The sequence below is a fragment of the Nibricoccus aquaticus genome (genome assembly GCF_002310495.1).
Taxonomy (GTDB): Bacteria; Verrucomicrobiota; Verrucomicrobiia; order Opitutales; family Opitutaceae; genus Nibricoccus; species Nibricoccus aquaticus.
The window spans coordinates 3,673,920-3,690,983 of the sequence record NZ_CP023344.1 but is presented as its reverse complement, the minus strand read 5'-3'; the positions used below and the strand labels follow the sequence as shown (position 1 = coordinate 3,690,983).

Genomic DNA, 17,064 nt, shown 5'->3' with positions numbered 1-17,064 from the left:
TTACCCAAAAACACTCCACCCTCTTCCTCGCCAAAATATCCGCACCGCGCATAAAACCGAGTTGGTGCCAATAAGACTACTGGGCAAAAGCCATGATTCCCTTCGATACAATCGGTCGCTGCACGCTACTCTGTCAGTTCTCCGAGTATGTGCTGGGAGCTCTGGTTCTGCTGGAGCGCAAGAAGCACGTCGGCGGTGTTCGCGACTTAGTCGATTTCCTCGATTCATTCGCGAAGACGCGCACGCAGGTTCTCGAATCGCTACAGAATGAGCTGAAGCAGGATGGCATTTCTTATCTCGACGAGCTTCAGCTTGATCAGCTCATCGAGAAGCGAAATGTCTTGGTCCATAGACTTCCTCACGAGCCTTGGTTCATCGCCGGGATGCAGCGAAGCCATTTCACGATGGAAGATGAGCTTCGATTTTTTCTCGATGCGCTTTCGAGAATCGAGGAAGTTTTTTCCCGACGAGCACGAGAGCTAGGAATCGTTCTATCGAGGACTCCAGTTTCATCCGGCGAGCAGTTGGTGAACTTTGCCTCTGAGTTAAAGAAGCGCGCCGATCAGATTCATCGTGATCGAAAGAAGAAATGAAGAATCCGAAGCAGTAAGAATGAGAAGACGTAAAGGCCGGAACAGGGAGTCAAACTCCGCACTTGTTATGGCATCTTCGCGCCTTTGCGTGAGCCGGTCGCCTCACCCCATCACCGTCAGCACGATCCCCGCGAGCACTCCGATCACCGCCGGCAACTTCGCCCGCCCGTTCGTCTCCTTATAAATCCAGATCCCGCCCGCAAACGCCACGAGCGTGCTGCCGCGTCGCAGACTCGACACGATCGCGACTCGCGCCTCCGGATCCCGCAGCGCGTTGAAATAAACGAAGTCCGCGATCAGCAGCGCGAACGACACCAGCACGATGCTCCAGCGCCAGTGAAACACATTGCGCGGCCACCACCGCAGCTTCCACCCGATCGCCAGCGGCAGAAATAGCAGCGCCAGATAAATAGAGAACCACGCCTGCACCGTCGCCGCCCCGAAGCCCTGCCGCCCCAGCAAAAACTTGTCGTACAGCCCGCTCAACGCGCCCAACAGCGTTCCCGCCACCAGCCAGCCGATCCATTTGTCCTTATGAAAATGGATGCCCTCTTTCCGTCCCGCGACCGACAGCCCCACAAACGACACCAGCGTCGTCGCCACACCTGCTATCTCCAGCAAGCTTAGCCTCTCGCCCAGCACAAATAGCGCCCCGACAAACGTCCACACCGGCCCCGTCGCCCGGATCGGCGACGCGATCGACACCGGCAGATGCTTCACCGCGAAGTACGAACAAATCCACGACGCCGCCACGATCGTCGATTTGATGAGCAACAGCCCATGCTGCGCCCACGTCATCGATTCGACATGCATGATAGCCGGCAACGTCTCCGGCTGCATCCGCCCCAACGCCATTAACGTCAGCCACACCGTCGAGCTGCACACATTCGCGAAAAACAACACCGGCAGCACCGCGTTCTCACGTACCGCGTGCTTGGTCGAGAGCTCGTAGCACCCAAGGAAGAAGGCCGAAACCAGACTGGCAATAACCCAATGCATGAAACCAGCCACGCTGCCGCCCGCGCTTCCAATCGCAACGTTTCCGTTGAAGGCGCGACGCCCTCATCGCGCTAACCGTCACTCATCACAAAACGTCCTCAGCCACCTCCCCCTCCGACCAATCCTGTTAATCCTAAAATCCTGTCCAAAAAATTCCGGCACTAACCATCGCCTAGCCGAAAATCTCCGTCCCCACCACTACCTCCCCCCCGCTCTTCCCTTCGCCAACCCCTCCTCTGAAATCGTCCTTCCTGTTAATCCTGTCCAAAAAACTTCCGCTTCCGACTATCCATGCGCGAACATTTGCCCTCCCCGCGCCTCTACATTCACTCCCGCTCACATGACCGCCCCCAAACGCACGTCCCGCCTTCGCCGGTTTCTTCTCGGCGCCGCCATGTGCGTATTCGTTTTGCTGGTCGCTCTCGTCACCACGCCGTGGTGGTGGGTTCCTGCCGTGCGCAGCCTCCTCGCCCGCCAAGGCGTCACCTTCGCCCGCTTCGAAACACTCGGCTACTCCCGCTTCGCCCTCCACGACGTCCGCTTTCAAAACGCATCCACACCCGTCACCGCAACGGTAGCGCGTGTCGAAGCCGATACCCCGCTTCTCTGGTTCGTTCACGCCACCTTTTCTCAACCCGGCCCTGTCCTCATCGAAACCTGGCAGGTCAACGCACACGCCTCCGATAAAAAATCCCCCTCGCCCTCCGCCTCCACGATCGACGGCTGGCCCGCCCTCCGCCTTCAACTCAACGAAACCCTCGCCACGCTTCAGCGCTGGCTCCCCGAAGCCCGCGCCACCAACGGCACGCTTCTCTACGAAAAACAAAAACTCATCGTCGCCTCACTCAACTGGCTCGCCCGCGAAGGCCGCCTCACTGCCGACGGACTCACCACTCACGACCAGATCGCCCACGCCGAACTCCGCTGGCACAGCGATAATCGCCAGCTCACCTTTTCCGCCACCACCACCGATCAACAATGGAGCGCCTCGCTCGCCTCCACCGACGACACCGTCACCGGCCAGCTCCACCTCTGGAAACAACCCGTCGATTTCCTCGCCAGCTTCCCCGCCCGCGGCTGGATTCCTCAGGAAGCCTCGCTCACCGCCGCCCGCCTCCTCGTCCCCGGTCGTACCGTCGGTCTCGGCGAACATTATCCCACACTTCCCTCCACAGCCCGCATCGTCTGGAAGGAAGCCCGCTTCACGCTCGAACTCAACGCCGAGGGTCAGCCCGCCGCGAATCAGTCCGCCCCGCCTCTCCAGCTCGCACTCGCCGGTCACGGCGATACCGAAACTCTCCGTATCGAGCGTTTCGATATCACTCTGCCCGGCACCTCAGCCCGCCTCCTCGCTCCCATCGTCATCGACCGCGAAGCTCAGATCCGCTCCGGCGCTTCTCAATTCTCCCTTGAATCCGATCTCGAGAAACTCCCCGGCCTCGAAAACCTCCGCGGCAAAATCACCGGCCGTGTCCTCGTCGAGCCCACTTCCGGAGGCGAACCTCGCCTCACCGCAAAGCTCGAAGCCTCCAAAATCACCGCCCCCGACTTCGACCTGAAAAGCGCCGTCTTCGAAGCCGAACAACTCGGCACGCGCCTCACCATCAAAAACGCCCGCCTCGCCTTCGCCGACGGTTCCGAAGCTGAACTTCACGGCGTCTGGAACTGGCGTGAGCGCACCCTCACCGGCGGACAGCTCGAAGCCGACATCAAGCCCGCCGCATTCGCCCGCTGGCTCCCACCATCGCTCACGTTCGCCCGCCTGAAAATCTCCGCCGAAGCCCAAGGCCGCTGGCCCGACCTCACGCACTCAGGCAAAATCGCCCTCTCCGACCTCGCCACCGGCACACCCAAACCCATTTCCGCCTCTGCCGAATGGACCGGCACCGGTCCCGCTACCGACACGCTCACCGCCGAAATCAAAACCGGCGACACCTCCGCCGTGCTCAAAGGCCGACTTACGCGCACTGAAGCCACGCTCGACTCGCTCGCACTTACCCTCCCCGACGCTCCCACACTTACGCTCGCTCAACCCGCCCGCATCCGCTGGCAGCCGTCGCTCAGTATCGAAACGCTGGATCTCACCGGCGACGCCGCCCGCCTTTCCTTCGCCTGGTCCACGCTCCAGACCCGCAGCGCGCGCATCGACCTCGCCGGACTCCGCTCCGAATGGCTGCGCGACTTTCTCCCCTCCACTTGGCCGCGCTGGCAGCTCGAATCCGCCACTCTCGAAGGCCGCTGGCCCGAGGGTCCGTTCGAAGGCACCACCCGCGTCCTCGGCCAGATCGAAATCGCCAAGGACAAAAACGCCCGTATCGAACTCACCGCCCGCGCACAGCCCAGCAGCCTCCGTATCGACCGCCTGCTCGTCAGCGACGAAAACGGCTCCGTCCTCGAAGCCCGTGGCGCCGCCCCGCTGATCATCACCCCCGCGACCGCACCATTCTGGAAACTCGATCCCAACAGCAACTGGTCGCTCACCGCCGACACCACGCCCGGCTCGCCGTTCTGGACCGCCCAAGCCGAAGCCAGCGGCATCAAACTCCGTTCGCCCCGGCTCACCGCCCGCATCGAGGGTTCCGTGAAGAAGCCCGATGCCCGCATCTCGCTCCAAGCCGACGAAATCGCCTTCGATCGTATCCGCCTTCCCACTCTCTCCCAACTCGACGCCCGCCTCGTCCTCGACGCCGGCCGCGTTGATCTGGAAAAATTATCCCTCCTCGTCGCCGGCCAGCCGCTCAGCGCTTCCGGCCGCACACTCGTCCAAGCCGATCAATGGCCCGCCATCCTCCGCGATCCCCGCCAGCTCTGGACCGGCAACGCCGAGGCAAAACTCAATCTCCCGCTGGTCGAAATCGCCGCGCTCACCGCCTTTCTGCCCGACGCCTTCGCTCCCACCGGCACGCTCCAAGGCGATCTCACCGTCCGCGCTAGCGGCGACATCCAGGGCACACTAAAACTTCACGACGCCTCGACCCACCCGATCACCCCCTTCGGCAGCTTCAACCAGATCTCCGGCGAAATCGTTTTCTCCGGCCGTCAGGCCGAGCTCAAATCGCTCAGCGCCCTCGCCAGCGGCCAGACCATCAAAGCCTCCGGCTCCGTTGCCTTCCCCGCCGCCGCTCCGCTCAAAGTCGATCTATCCCTCGCGGGAAAAAACCTCCCGCTCGCCCGTCAGACCGGTCTGCTCGTCCGCGGCGACCTCGACCTCAAGGTCAAATCCACCGACGACGGCCTCACCACACTCTCCGGCGACGTCAACCTGCACGACAGCCTTTTCCTGCGCGATGTCCGTTCGCTCATTCCCAAGCGCGGAGGCGGCGCCGCTTCCCGCCCCCCGTACTTCTCCGTCACTAAAGCCCCGTTTCGCGACTGGCGGCTCGCGCTCACCGTCGGTGGCAACCGCTTCATCACACTCCGCACACCGCTGTTCAATGGCGTCGTCTCCGGTCGTTTCCAGCTCGGCGGCACGCTCTTCGAACCCATCGCCATCGGTCAGGCCACCTTCGACGAAGGCACCATCCTCCTCCCCTTCGCCGCACTCCGCCTCACCAGCGGCTCCGTACGACTTGCTCAGGCCGATCCATATTCGCCCCAACTCGCCATCAATGCCGCGTCACGAAGCCTCGGATACGACGTCCGCATGGAGCTTTCCGGTTCAGCATCAGATCCCACGCTCACCTTCTCCTCCAGCCCTTCGCTGACTTCGGAGCAGGTGCTGCTCATGGTCATGGCCGGTGAACCCCCGCGCACCGACATCACCTCCAGCACCAGCGATCGCGCCGCCAGCATCGGCGTGTATCTCGGCAAATCCTTGTTTTCGGATTTCCTCGGCGACCCAACCGCTGCCGAACGATTCACCTTCAGCTCGGGGGCCGACGTTTCCCGCTCGGGCAAAGAAACCCTCGAATTCGAATACATGCTCGACAAGCGCTGGTCACTCGTCGGCGAACGCGACGAATTCGACGACTACAACGCCGGCATCAAGCTCCGCATTCTCACCTCCCAAAAGAAGCCCGCCACCGATGCGCAGAAACCTTAAACAGCTTCTCTGCATCGCGGCCTTGCCAGCCGCATTCCTCTTTTCGGCCTTCGGCCTTCAACCTTCGGCCGCCGCGGCGGCGCCCGCCGACACGCCCCCCGTCGCTAAATTCGACATCTCCGGCCTCGGCCTTCTCGGCAACCGCTCGATGAGCCGGACCATGCAGGACTTCGTGAACCCCGGCAAAGTCGCCCACCTTTCTGACGACGCCGCCGAAAACGCCGCCTTCGTGCTCATCTCCGAACTCGAAGACGACGGCTACCTCCATCCCAAAATCACCGGCTTCGTCACACGCCTCGACGGCACGCAAACCACTTTTCAATTCAACGAAACGCTGGACACCGCCTTCCCCCGCAAACCCGGCACCAACATCGTCGCCTTCGACGTGGAGCGCGGCGTCAAATTCTACATCGCCGAGGTCCACTTCGAAGGTCTCAACGCCTTGGAGCAAAAAGCTGCCACAGCTTTCTTCAAACCCGCCTACGGCCTCTGGAACGGCGCCCGCGCCAACGTCTTCTCCGAAGCCGCCGTCCGCCGCGGTCGCAACTCCCTCCACGACGCGTTACTGCTCCGCGGATACGTCACCGCCCGCGTCGAGGTCAGCTCCTCCGCTCTCGCAAAGCCCGCTGGCGCGATGCGCCTCGACGTCAAAGTCAGCGAAGGCCCGCGTTGGATCATCTCCTCGGTCCAGTTGCTCGACACCCAAAAAACCGACGTCGATGCCGCCCCGCTTCAGAAATTTGTTGGAGAACCGTGGTCCGAGGCCACCCGGCAGGATGCCAGCGTCGCCGCGCGGCGCGCCTACTATCGAAAAGGTTATCCCGACGTCTCCGCCCGTACCACACCGACTCCCACGCCCTCGACCGGTGACACCCAGGTCGCCGCAACGGTCGAGGTCCAGCCCGGCCCGTTTATCAAGATCGGCGAAATCCGCTATGAGGGAAATGACCGCACGCGTCTCAGTGTCATCAAACGCCGCGTCCGCCTCGATCCCGGCGATCCGCTCGATCCCACTGCTCTCGAACGCGCCCGCCTCCGCCTCGGCCGCCTCTCCGCTTTCAGCAGCGTCGAGACATCTACCGAGCCCGCCACCGACGACACGCGAAACGTGACTTTCACTCTCCGCGAAGCCGATCCGTGGGATGCCAGCCTTCTCTTCGGCTACGGCAGCTACGAGCAATTCCGCGGCGGCATTGAAGCCCGCCGATCCAATCTCTGGGGACGCGCCCACCAGGACCGCATCATGGTGGTGCAGTCGATGAAGAGCTCACGCGGTGATTACACCTACACCGTGCCGGAACTTTTCGGTGAAACCATCGACGGCTCTGCCCGCCTCTTCGGCCTGCGCCGCGAAGAGATCGCCTTCGACCGCGTCGAATACGGCGGCACCGCCCAGCTCCGCAAAAAAATCGGCGTGCGCGGTCCCGAGCTCAGCGGCGGTTACACCCTCGAAACTCTCAGCGACCAAAACAACACGCTCGGCTCGGAGAGCGAAACCAGCTCCGACGTCCTCTCCTCCAGCATCAACCTCGGCATCGCCTTCGATCGCCGCGACCAGACCCTCAACCCCAGAAAAGGCTACCGTCTCTACCTCCAGACCGAGTACGCGTCCCAAAAACTCGGCGGCGAAGTGGACTTCCAACGCGTCGAATGGGGCGCCGCCTGGCATCAGCCGCTGTCCACCGACCGCTGGATTCACGTAGGTCTCGCGCAGGCCGCCGTGTTCACCAGCGGTGCCGATCCGTACACACCGCCACCCGTCAACAAGCTGTATTACCCCGGCGGCGACAACAGCCTGCGCGGCTACAGCGAGGGCGAGGCGTCTCCTCGAGACGCCGACGGCTCCTTTCTCGGCGCGAAAACCTACACACTCCTCAACATCGAGCTGGAGCAGGCACTCACCCAGCAATGGTCCACGATCCTCTTCTTCGACTGGCTCACCGAGTCCGCGCGTCTCGGTGACTATCCCGGCGATGTTCAATTAAGCAGCATCGGCCTCGGCCTCCGCTACAACACCATCGTCGGCCCCATCCGCGTCGAATACGCCCGCAACCTCGATCCCCGCCCGCACGATCCCGGCGGCTCCTGGCACCTCTCCATCGGCTACCCGTTCTGATCTCCGAGGTAGGGCGCTTTGGCCCTAACGCGCTGGTTGGACGTCGCTACTCCAGCGTCCAAAATCCAGCCGCACCACCACCGGCCGGTGATCGCTCGCTTCGCGTACACCCGCTTCGTCAAAAATCGCCGCCACGCCTCCAACGACCGCCGGCTTCAACCTGGGTGACACCAACACGTAATCCACCCGAGAGTAGCTGTCCTCCTTGCGGTAAAAATGTGTCCACGTCTCCCCGCGTGAATCCATCGCCGCCAGCACCTCCGCGATCGTCGTCTTTCCTCTCGCCGACAACGCCCGCAACGGCCGCGCCCCCGGCCCATCGTTAAAATCGCCCACGATTAAATACCGCGCCTGCACCGCCTCCGGTTCCGGAAAAACCCGCAACACCCGTTCCCGCACCGCCTCCGCCTCACCCGCCCGCCTTTTCGCCGACTCCACATCGTCCGCCCGGTCCGTGTACCGGCTTTTCAAATGCACCACAAATAACGCCACCTCCCCGCCCGCCGACGCCACGCGCACTTCCAGCAACCCGCGCTTCACCCGCTCCTCTTTCCCGAAATACGCGAACGTCAGATCCACGTGCTTCGTCACCGCCGTGAACGCCCGCCGTGACAGCACAGCCACATGTCGCTCCGTATCCGCCGCCTCGATCCACTCCACATAGGGATAGTCCACGCCTTCGCTCTTCAAATCCCGCCGCAACTCCTCCAGATACGGCCTCGGCCCAATCTCCTGCAGAGCGATCACGTCCGCATCGAGCGCCTTGATCACCGCGCGCAACGCCGCCTTCGCCGCCTCCGGCTTCGGATAACCTTCCCGATACACGCCCTCCACGACCCGGTTCGCCGCGACATAGTTTTCCAAATTGTACGTCGCGACGGTGAGCGTCTCCGCCCACGCCACGCCCACCAGCGCAAACCACAGCGCTATCACCGCCACTCTCCGACCTCTCCCTCCCGCCCTCATCACGCCCCTCCCGTCACCGCCCGCTCCCGCTCCACAATGGTCGGATGCGAGTAATAAAATCCGCTGTACCACGGATGCGGCGTCAGGTTGCTCAAATTTTTCTGCGCCAGTTTCCGCAACGCCGCCACGATAGGCCCCGCTCCGCCCATCGCATCGCGAGCAAACGCGTCAGCCTCATACTCATGCTTCCGCGAGAAGAGATTCCCCACCGGCGTGAACCAGAACGTCGCCAGCCCGCTCAGCAGCGAGAACAACAAAAACGCCGACGCCAGCTCCCCCGCCGGCAGCCCAAACGCAGGATTGAACCACGCGCTCTGCGCCAGCCACGCGATCAACGCAAATCCCCCGAGCATCATCAGCGCACCGACCACTAGCATCTTCGGAATATGTCCGCGTTTATAGTGCCCGACTTCGTGCGCCAGCACCGCCTCGAGTTCCTCCTCTGACAGCTGCGCGATCAGCGTATCGAACAGCACGATCCTCCGAAACTTCCCGAACCCCGTGAAAAACGCGTTCGAGTGCCCCGAGCGTTTCGACCCATCCATCACCTGAATTGTCGACGCCTTGAACCCCGTCTTGTCCGACAGCGCCAGCAACCGCGTGCGCAAGTCGCCTTCGGGCAGCGGCGTGAGCTTGTTGAAGAGCGGCAGAATCAGCTTCGGGTACGCGACCAGCATCAACAGTTGAAATCCGAATACCAACGCAAAGCCCCACACCCACCAGTTAGCTCCCGCCACGCCCACGAGCGACAGCAGCGCCCACAGCAGCGGAAATCCGATCACCAGTGCCAGAGCGAGTCCCTTCAATTTGTCCGAGATCCACAGCCCGAGCGTGCTCTTGTTAAATCCAAACCGCGCCTCCAACCGGAACTGCCCCCACCAATCCAGCGGCAGCGACGGCACGCTCAGCAGCATCCCCGTCGCGATCAAAAACAGCGCATCGTCCCACACACCCGTCGGCGACAACGGGGCAAACTTCCCGTGCAACCACGGCAGCACCCCGCTCGTCAAAATCGCCACCAATATCAGCGCATCCCACACCAGCTCCACACTCCCGAGTTTCCCCTTCGCCAGCGTGTACGCCACGGACTTCTGATAAGTCGCCTCATCCATCAGCGCCGCCACCGCCTCGGGTGCCTTGCCCGCATGACGCAGCACTTCCGCGCGATTCAAAAAACTCAACACCAGCTCCGCGCCAACCTTCGCCGCGAGAAGAACAAGAACGACAATCAGGACCATCCCGCGAATGCAGCGCGACGACCGCCCCACGGCCAAGGCTAAACTGCGGGAGCAACTTCACGCCGCGCTCCGCCTTCAGCCGGGCCAACACACCGCCTCTCCCCAACGAGCAGGCCGGTAATTTCTACAAAAAAAGCGGCCCCTTTCGGAGCCGCCTTTTGTTTAAGCGATTTGAACCGCGTCACCCAGAAGCTCAGGAGAGCGACTGCACAGCGGTGACGACCGCCTCGGCGGTGATGCCGAGTTCTTTGAAGATCGTCGGAGCGGGAGCGCTCATGCCGAAACGGTCGATGCCGATGACTTTGCCATCGAGACCGACGTACTGGTGCCAGAGACCTGTGACGCCCGCTTCGATCGCGACGCGCTTGCGGACAGCCTTCGGGAGGATCGACTCGCGATACTCAGCCGATTGGCGGTTGAAGCGTTCGAACGACGGAACCGACACAACGCGCACGCCAGCGCCGAGCTGTTTCGCAGCGGCCACGGCGAGTTGAAGCTCAGAGCCGGTCGCGAGGAGAATGGCCGTGAGCGGAGCCGTTTCCTGGATGGCGACGTACGCGCCCTTGAGCACGCCTGCACGACGGATGTGCGGAGGAATGTCGTTCAAGTTGGGCAGATTCTGACGCGTGAGCGCGAGGAGCGTTGGACCATCGGCGCGCTCGAGAGCGGCGGCGAAAGCGCCAGCGGCTTCCTCTGGATCGGCGGGACGAATGACATCGAGATTCGGAATCACGCGGAGACCCGAAATGGTTTCCACGGGCTGGTGAGTCGGACCATCTTCACCGACGCCGATCGAGTCGTGTGTGTAGATGTAGGTGACAGGCAACTTCGCGAGAGCGGCGATACGCATCGATGGACGCGAGTAATCGGCGAAGACGAGGAACGTCGCGCACGAGGTGCGGAAGATGCCGTCGTAAGCGATACCGTTGTTGATCGCGGCCATCGCGTGCTCGCGGATGCCGTAGCGGATGTTGCGACCACCGCGGTTGGCTTTGTCGAAGTCCTTGTCGGACGCGATGTAGTTCAGCGTGGAGCCGTAGAGGTCGGCGCTGCCTGAGATGAAGAGCGGATGCGCGGCGGCGATCGGCTGGAGCACATCGCGGCCAGCGGCGCGCGTGGCGAGCTTGGCATCGGCCGGGAAGACAGGAATCTTCTCGAGGAGTGCGGCGGCGCTGATCGGCGTGTTGCGCGATTCGAGGAGCGCGGCTTTGTCCGGATTAGCGGCGGCCCAGAGTTCGAAGGTTTTGACCCAAGCCTTGTAGCCACGGGCGAGGCGCTTCTTGTGCTTCGCGAAATATTCGCGGACGTCGTCGCTGACGTAGAAGTGTTCAGCGGGGAGACCGAGACCAGCGCGGGCAGCGTCGGAGAATTTCGCACCGCCTTCGCCGTGGCCCTTCTGCGTGCCCTGAACTTCAGGAATTCCTTTGCCGATGACCGTCTTGGCGACGATGAGCTGGGGCTTACCGGAGGTGGCCTTCTTGGCCTTGTTGATCGACTTGAGGATCGCGGCCTGGTCGTGGCCGTCGACAAGTAGCTGCACATCCCAACCGAGGGACTTGAAACGCTTCACAACGTCGTCGCTCTGCGACTTGTCGGCCATGGCGTCGAGGGTGACGTCGTTCGCGTCGTAAATGAGGATCAGGTTGTCGAGGCCTTGGTGACCGGCGAAGGACACGGCTTCGAGGGCGACGCCTTCCTGCATGCAACCGTCACCGGCGAGCGCGATGATGTGGTTGTCGAAAATCTTGTGCTCGGCGGTGTTGAAACGCGCTTCGGCCATCTTGCCAGAAACGGCATAACCGACGGCGTTGGCGATACCTTGGCCGAGCGGGCCGGTGGTGGCTTCGACGCCAGGAGTCTCGTGAAACTCGGGGTGGCCGGGAGTCTTGCTGTGGAGCTGGCGGAAGTTCTTCAGTTCTTCGAGCGACAGATCGTAGCCGCTGAGATGGAGCCAGGTGTAGATGAACATCGAACCGTGACCGGCGGAGAGAATGAAGCGGTCGCGATTGAGCCACTTGGGTTCGTCAGGGTTATGAACGAGCGCGTTGCCGAAGAGGACGGCGCCGATCTCGGTCGCACCGAGCGGGAGGCCGAGATGGCCGGAAGAACACTTATGGACGGCATCGATGGCCAGACCACGGGCTTGAGCGGACGCTTTCGCGAGAATTTCAGTTTCGAGTTTCATGTAGAAAGTAACAGGTTGGATTTATCGCGCGGACAGGAGCGCGAAACGTAGAAAGTAATGGATTAAGTCGCCTCGTCGGTTCGGTGGAAGCCGAAAGTCGGGAAATGCGAACAACAAAAAAGCGAGCCGGTGAAGGCTCGCTTGAAAGTGAGACAGGCATCGCGCGAACGATGCGTGATTATTTGGCGGCAGGAGCAGCGGCTGCGACTTCAGAGCGGTCGTGGCGCTTAACTTTAACAGCGACAGCAGCCTTACCGAGGCGATCACGGAGGTAATAAAGGCGGGCCTTCATGTTCTCGGATTCCTTCTCGATCTCGATCTTCTCGATGTTCGGGGAGTTGACTGGAAAAACGCGCTCAACGCCTTCGCCGTAGCTGATACGGCGGACGGTGAAGGCCTCGTGGATGCCAGCACCTTTACGGGCGATGACGATGCCAGCGAAAATCTGAACGCGCTCTTTGTCGCCCTCACGAACCTTGGTGTGAACGCGGACGCCATCGCCGACTTTGAACGGCGGAAGATCGTTTTTCACTTGGTGGGCGGTGATATCTTTAATGACGGGATGCATGACGGTGTTTTTCGAATAAATCTGGGCGAACCTGGCGGGTTTTCTCCAACTGCTGCGTGTGTCGCCAGGCTTCGATTTTGCGGTGATCTCCTGAGAGAAGCACTTCGGGCACTGACATGCCTCGAAATTCGGCGGGACGCGTGTATTGAGGAAAGTCGAGCAACGTGCCGGTGTGAGATTCGTGCGTCAATGACTTTTCTTCCCCCAAAACACCGGGAATAAAACGACTGAGCGCATCGATTACGACAGCGGCCGCAAGAGTGCCATTCGTGAGCACGTAATCACCAATGCTGATCTCCTGATCGATCACTTTTTCGCGGATGCGTTGGTCGATCCCTTCATAGTGACCACTGAGAAAAATCACGTGCTGCTGCATTGCGAGATCCTGAGCGATGGCGGGAGTCAGCGGTACACCGTCGGGCGTGAGATAAATGCGACGGCAAGCCGGGGTCTGAAGCTGCTCCATAGCGGCGAAAACCGGATCAGGTTTCATGACCATCCCGGCACCTCCGCCAAAAGGACGATCATCAGCAGTCTTGTGCTTGTCGGTACACCAACCGCGCAAATCGTGGATTTTAACCGACAGGAGATTTGCTGCGATGCCTTTGCCCAAAATGCTCTCCGTCAGCACGCCATCGAGCATCCGCGGGAAAAGCGTCAGCAGATCGATGTGGAGAGGCATAGGCGGGAACTAGGGCGAGAGTTGGGCAAAAAAAATCGCCCGGGCATGAAGCCAGGGCGATTAAAGTGAAAACCTAAACGCGCCTTAAGCTGCGGGAGCGGCCTTCTTGGCTTTGTTGATCAGGCCACGAGCGGTATCGGTGGCGACTGCACCCTTGCTCAACCAGTACTCAGCGCGAGCGAGGTCAAGGATGAGCGGCTGACTCTTGGACTGGGGAGTGTAGGTGCCGAGAAGCTCGACAGGTGAACCATCACGGCGGGAACGGGCTTCAGCCACAACGACGTGGTAGATGGGTTTATGGACGGCGCCGATGCGCGAGAGACGGATTTTGAGGGCCATGTGAAATGGTTTTCGAGACGGTTACGTTTTTGGAAAAGCCGAGGAATTCACCGGCGTGCCCTACCCTTGTCAAGAGCCGACATGGGCTTTGTTGCGGGCTTGACCGGTTTCATGAGCACCGCGAACGTCCGCGCCTTATGCTCAAAGCAGGCATCGTCGGCCTCCCCAACGTAGGCAAGTCCACTCTCTTCAACGCCCTCACCCGCTCCCGCAAGGCCGAGGCCGCGAACTATCCGTTCTGCACGATCGATCCCAATGTGGGCGTCGTCACCGTGCCCGACGAGCGCGCCTACGTTCTCCAAAAGATCGCCAAGACCAACGTCGTGATTCCCGCCGCCATGGAATTCGTGGATATCGCCGGCCTCGTCAAAGGTGCGAGCCAGGGCGAAGGTCTCGGCAATCAGTTCCTCGCAAACATCCGCGAGACCGACGCTATCGTCCACGTCGTGCGCTGCTTCGAAGACGGCGACATCCTCCACACGATGGGCAACGTCGACCCCGTGCGTGATATCGAGGTTATCACTACAGAGCTCATCCTCGCCGACCTCGATGCCGTCACCAAGCGCATCGACAAAACCCAGAAGAAGGCCAAGTCCGGCGACAAAGAGGCGATCATCGAGATCGCGCTGCTCGAGCGCCTCAAGCCGCACCTTAACGAAAACAAGCCGGCCAACATTCTCCCCGCCACCGACGACGAGAAAAAGCTGCTCAACCTTTTCCAACTCCTCAGCGCCAAACCCGTCATCTACGCGTGCAACGTCGCCGAAAGCGATCTCGCCACGGCCGAGCAAAATCCCTTCGTCCAAAAAGTCGCCGAGTTCGTCAAAGCCCACCACGAAGCCGCTTACGTTCCTATTAGTGCGCGCATCGAAGCCGAGCTCATCGACCTCTCGCCCGAAGAGGCCAAGGGCTTCCTCAAAGATCTCGGCGTCGACGATTCGGGTGTTTCGACGCTCATCCGCGCCACCTATACGCTGCTCGGTTTGCAGACCTATTTCACCGCCGGCGAAAAAGAAGTCCGCGCGTGGACGATCAAGAAGGGCTGGAAGGCTCCTCAAGCCGCCGGCGTGATCCACACTGACTTCGAAAAAGGTTTCATCAAAGCCGAAGTCGTCTCCTACGCCGACCTCACGCGCCTCGGCAGCACCGCCGCCGCACGCGAAGCGGGCAAATACCGCATCGAAGGAAAAGAGTATGTCTTCCAGGACGGCGACGTGACGCTCTTCCGCTTTAATAACTAATCGGATTTTCCCACACGGCGATCAGCCGCGCGAAAAGCTTTCTTCCCGCACCAGTTGACGCAGCCGTATCCACACTTACTCGTTCACCAGCATCTCAACAAAACCACCACACTCCTCCTCATCATCATGGCCTACGAACTCCCGAAACTGCCTTACGCCCTCGACGCTCTCGCTCCGCACATCGATGCGAAGACGATGGAAATCCATCACGGCAAGCACCACCAGGCATACATCACCAACGCCAACAATCTCCTCAAGGATCACCCCGCTCTCGCCGCGCTCGACGTCAATGCGCTCATCGCTGACCTGAGCAAAGTTCCTGACGCCATCCGCGGCGGTATCCGCAATAACGCCGGTGGCCACAGCAACCACGCCTTCTTCTGGACCATCCTCGGTCCAGGCAAAGGCGGCGCTCCGAAAGGCAAACTTGCCGATGCGATCAACGCCACTTTCGGCAGCTTCGATAAATTCAAAGAAGAGTTCACCAAAGCCGCTACGACCCGCTTCGGCTCCGGCTGGGCCTGGCTCTACGTCGGCACAGACAAGAAACTCGCTGTCGGCTCCACCGCCAATCAGGACAGCCCGCTCATGGGCAAAGCCGTCACCACCACGATCGAGGGTAAACCTGTCATCGGCCTCGATGTCTGGGAGCACGCTTACTACCTGAACTTCCAGAACCGCCGCCCCGACTACATCGCCGCCTTCTGGAACGTCGTCGATTGGGACGCCGCCGAGAAAAACTTCGTCGCCGCCTCGGCCTGAACGAATCACAGGGCTTCCGGCTAAATGCGCCGGACCTTATCTTCAAAGCCGCGCCTGATTCCGGCGCGGCTTTTTCATGCACAAAAAAACGCGGTCACTTGGACCGCGTTTCACTTAAACCCTGCCGCCGATCAGAAAGATCATTGCAGCCACGGACTGCCCTTCTCCGACGAGACTGAAGCGATAGGCGTCGATTTCCCCGTCTCGGTATCGAGAATGCAGAGACGCCGGTTGTTCGCCGAGCGAGCCGTGTAAACCACATGCCGTCCATCATCCAGCCACGACGGCTCGACGGCATCGAATGGTGCAGCCGACACCTTTTTGCTCTGTCCGGTGCGGAGATCGAGCACCCCAATCTGGAAACGTTTCCCATCACGCATCGTGAACACAATCTTGTTGGGATCAGCGCGGCTCCAATCCGGCTCCGCGCAGTACGTGCTGCCGCCATTGGTCACACGCTGAGCCGTGCCACCCGAGGCCGGCATCACATAAAGCTGCGGACCAGGCTCGCCTGCATAAACGATGCGAGAACCATCCGGCGAGAAACATGGCGATGACTTCACGCCCGCAGAGTTCGTGCGCTTGGAAATCCCTTTGCCCTGAGAGTTGCTCACGTAGATGTCGGGATTTCCACCCCCGCTCAGCACCATGGCCACTTGAGAACCGTCAGGGCTGAAACGCGCGCCGCTGTTGGTCCCCTTCATACTCACGAACACATTCCAACGCCGCGCTGCCAGATCGATGACGAAGATGTCCGGAAAGCCCGACTTAAAAAAACTGGTGTAGACCAAACGCGTGCCATCGGGCGACCAACGTGGCGACAGCACATTCGACTTCTGCTGAGTTACCGCCGTCGCATCACCGAGAAAGAGATCGCTCACGTAAATTTCGTCCGAGCCGCTGCGATTGCTCACGAAGGCCAGCTTCGAGGCGAAAAAACCATTCAGCCCGCCACTCGTCGCCTTCACCGCCACATCAGCCGCGCGGTAAAGCGCATTACGCGTGTTCGCGCCACTCACTGTCTGACTCAGTGCCACCGCGCCACCTTTGCGTATATCCACACGCACCTGCGTGGGAGAAACACTCGCAAATCCGATGTCGAACGCACCACCGCTGGCGACCACGCGGTACCGGCCGTGAACATCGAATGCCTTGCGCGCCAGCGACGCCAATTCGCCTTCCCCGGAAATCGAGACGGCGATGGTATTGGCACCAGCCACATTGATCGGGCCAATATCCGGAGCGCCTTGCGCACGTGAAGTTGCTGACGCCACCACCAGCCCGATGAGCGCGGCGAAAACAGTGAGGAATTTTTGCATGGAAAGAAAGGGAT

Annotated in this window: 13 protein-coding genes; 5 read left to right on the top strand and 8 right to left on the bottom strand. The window is 61.1% G+C overall.

Features of this window, described 5'->3' with window-relative positions:
* Nucleotides 1-92 precede the first annotated feature (92 nt).
* A complete protein-coding gene (locus CMV30_RS14890) occupies nucleotides 93-593 on the top strand; it encodes a hypothetical protein (protein WP_096056767.1) in 501 nt (166 codons plus the stop codon).
* 102 nt (nucleotides 594-695) lie between these two features.
* Here the strand turns inward: CMV30_RS14890 and CMV30_RS14885 are convergent, their stop codons facing one another.
* Nucleotides 696-1,592 (bottom strand): DMT family transporter, encoded by an 897-nt coding sequence (locus CMV30_RS14885; RefSeq protein WP_096056766.1) that lies wholly within the window; start codon nucleotides 1,590-1,592, stop codon nucleotides 696-698.
* Nucleotides 1,593-1,932: 340 nt separating this feature from the next.
* Between CMV30_RS14885 and CMV30_RS14880 the strand changes: the two genes are divergently transcribed.
* Together CMV30_RS14880 and CMV30_RS14875 are read left to right on the top strand one after the other, a co-directional pair.
* A complete protein-coding gene (locus CMV30_RS14880; protein WP_175414898.1) occupies nucleotides 1,933-5,634 on the top strand; it encodes a translocation/assembly module TamB domain-containing protein in 3,702 nt (1,233 codons plus the stop codon).
* A 22-nt stretch (nucleotides 5,635-5,656) separates the two neighbouring features.
* Nucleotides 5,657-7,750 (top strand): BamA/OMP85 family outer membrane protein, encoded by a 2,094-nt coding sequence (locus CMV30_RS14875; RefSeq protein ID WP_175414897.1) that lies wholly within the window; start codon nucleotides 5,657-5,659, stop codon nucleotides 7,748-7,750.
* A gap of 24 nt (nucleotides 7,751-7,774) precedes the next feature.
* On the opposite strand, the gene CMV30_RS14870 is transcribed toward CMV30_RS14875, so the two are convergent.
* The 6 genes from CMV30_RS14870 to rpsP form a co-directional block, all read right to left on the bottom strand.
* Complete coding sequence (locus CMV30_RS14870; protein ID WP_175414896.1) at nucleotides 7,775-8,683, bottom strand: endonuclease/exonuclease/phosphatase family protein; 909 nt, start codon at nucleotides 8,681-8,683, stop codon at nucleotides 7,775-7,777.
* A 32-nt stretch (nucleotides 8,684-8,715) separates the two neighbouring features.
* A complete protein-coding gene (locus tag CMV30_RS14865; protein WP_096056762.1) occupies nucleotides 8,716-9,954 on the bottom strand; it encodes a M48 family metallopeptidase in 1,239 nt (412 codons plus the stop codon).
* A gap of 193 nt (nucleotides 9,955-10,147) precedes the next feature.
* The gene (tkt, locus tag CMV30_RS14860; RefSeq protein ID WP_096056761.1) at nucleotides 10,148-12,139 is read right to left on the bottom strand and encodes a transketolase; all 1,992 of its coding nucleotides are present in this window, start codon (nucleotides 12,137-12,139) and stop codon (nucleotides 10,148-10,150) included.
* A gap of 178 nt (nucleotides 12,140-12,317) precedes the next feature.
* Entirely contained in the window at nucleotides 12,318-12,707 is a 390-nt protein-coding gene (gene rplS, locus CMV30_RS14855; protein ID WP_096056760.1) for a 50S ribosomal protein L19, read from the bottom strand.
* Nucleotides 12,691-13,389, bottom strand: a complete 699-nt coding sequence (gene trmD, locus CMV30_RS14850; RefSeq protein ID WP_096056759.1) for a tRNA (guanosine(37)-N1)-methyltransferase TrmD — start codon at nucleotides 13,387-13,389, stop codon at nucleotides 12,691-12,693. Before trmD ends, rplS begins: the two co-directional genes overlap by 17 nt.
* 84 nt (nucleotides 13,390-13,473) lie before the next feature.
* Nucleotides 13,474-13,728 (bottom strand): 30S ribosomal protein S16, encoded by a 255-nt coding sequence (rpsP, locus tag CMV30_RS14845; protein ID WP_096056758.1) that lies wholly within the window; start codon nucleotides 13,726-13,728, stop codon nucleotides 13,474-13,476.
* A gap of 137 nt (nucleotides 13,729-13,865) precedes the next feature.
* Between rpsP and ychF the strand changes: the two genes are divergently transcribed.
* Together ychF and CMV30_RS14835 are read left to right on the top strand one after the other, a co-directional pair.
* Entirely contained in the window at nucleotides 13,866-14,969 is a 1,104-nt protein-coding gene (ychF, locus tag CMV30_RS14840) for a redox-regulated ATPase YchF (RefSeq protein ID WP_096056757.1), read from the top strand.
* 126 nt (nucleotides 14,970-15,095) lie between these two features.
* Nucleotides 15,096-15,731 (top strand): superoxide dismutase, encoded by a 636-nt coding sequence (locus CMV30_RS14835; protein ID WP_096057795.1) that lies wholly within the window; start codon nucleotides 15,096-15,098, stop codon nucleotides 15,729-15,731.
* Nucleotides 15,732-15,871: 140 nt separating this feature from the next.
* Here the strand turns inward: CMV30_RS14835 and CMV30_RS14830 are convergent, their stop codons facing one another.
* Entirely contained in the window at nucleotides 15,872-17,050 is a 1,179-nt protein-coding gene (locus CMV30_RS14830) for a PD40 domain-containing protein (RefSeq protein WP_096056756.1), read from the bottom strand.
* Nucleotides 17,051-17,064: the final 14 nt, after the last annotated feature.

What these genes read in the sequence shown, in the direction of transcription:
- ychF (WP_096056757.1), top strand. Translation starts at nt 13,866, where the DNA reads ATGCTCAAAGCAGGCATCGTCGGCCTCCCCAACGTAGGCAAGTCCACT.
- tkt (WP_096056761.1), bottom strand. Translation starts at nt 12,139, where the DNA reads ATGAAACTCGAAACTGAAATTCTCGCGAAAGCGTCCGCTCAAGCCCGT.
- CMV30_RS14880 (WP_175414898.1), top strand. Translation starts at nt 1,933, where the DNA reads ATGACCGCCCCCAAACGCACGTCCCGCCTTCGCCGGTTTCTTCTCGGC.
- CMV30_RS14865 (WP_096056762.1), bottom strand. Translation starts at nt 9,954, where the DNA reads ATGGTCCTGATTGTCGTTCTTGTTCTTCTCGCGGCGAAGGTTGGCGCG.
- CMV30_RS14890 (WP_096056767.1), top strand. Translation starts at nt 93, where the DNA reads ATGATTCCCTTCGATACAATCGGTCGCTGCACGCTACTCTGTCAGTTC.
- trmD (WP_096056759.1), bottom strand. Translation starts at nt 13,389, where the DNA reads ATGCCTCTCCACATCGATCTGCTGACGCTTTTCCCGCGGATGCTCGAT.
- rplS (WP_096056760.1), bottom strand. Translation starts at nt 12,707, where the DNA reads ATGCATCCCGTCATTAAAGATATCACCGCCCACCAAGTGAAAAACGAT.
- CMV30_RS14885 (WP_096056766.1), bottom strand. Translation starts at nt 1,592, where the DNA reads ATGCATTGGGTTATTGCCAGTCTGGTTTCGGCCTTCTTCCTTGGGTGC.
- rpsP (WP_096056758.1), bottom strand. Translation starts at nt 13,728, where the DNA reads ATGGCCCTCAAAATCCGTCTCTCGCGCATCGGCGCCGTCCATAAACCC.
- CMV30_RS14835 (WP_096057795.1), top strand. Translation starts at nt 15,096, where the DNA reads ATGGCCTACGAACTCCCGAAACTGCCTTACGCCCTCGACGCTCTCGCT.
- CMV30_RS14830 (WP_096056756.1), bottom strand. Translation starts at nt 17,050, where the DNA reads ATGCAAAAATTCCTCACTGTTTTCGCCGCGCTCATCGGGCTGGTGGTG.